The organism is Vibrio sp. S234-5, assembly GCF_000960595.1.
Lineage (GTDB): Bacteria > Pseudomonadota > Gammaproteobacteria > Enterobacterales > Vibrionaceae > Vibrio.
The window spans coordinates 1-396 of record NZ_JZAM01000420.1; the positions used below are offsets into that span (position 1 = coordinate 1).

At 64.6% G+C, this 396-nt stretch carries 1 protein-coding gene; it reads right to left on the reverse strand.

What is annotated here, in order from left to right; all coding sequences use genetic code 11:
- The coding region (locus UF06_RS22650; protein ID WP_045572489.1) for a hypothetical protein at positions 1–349 on the reverse strand (349 nt) is incomplete at its 3' end.
- Between the last annotated feature and the right edge of the window lie 47 nt (positions 350–396).

A 396-nucleotide genomic window follows, 5' to 3' on the forward strand; every position in this document is an offset into this window, starting at 1 on the left:
CATTCGGTATCATGGTCGCGCCAACCGCACCGCTGTGGCCTGCTGGTGCTGCGGTGTCGAGCGTCCTGCACGCCGTCTCCGCCGAGGCGCTGTTGCCCGCGCTGTCCGTCACGATGCCCGACAGCGTCAAGGTGCCGTCATTAAGATTGGACAGGTCGATGCCACTGACGGTCTCACTGCCGCTATCCACCGTGCCTGTGCCCGTTACGCTGCTACCACCATTAGAGCTGCTGATGGTGTAGCTGTAGTTAGCCCCCGCTTCCGCGCTGCTAAAGCTGAATGCCGCCGCCGTTTTCTCCGCATTCGAGTACAACGTATCGCCAAACGTCACGCTGTGGCCCGTCGGCACCGCCCTACCGCCCCCGCTCCTCTCGCGCCCCGCCGCCGCGCTGTTCA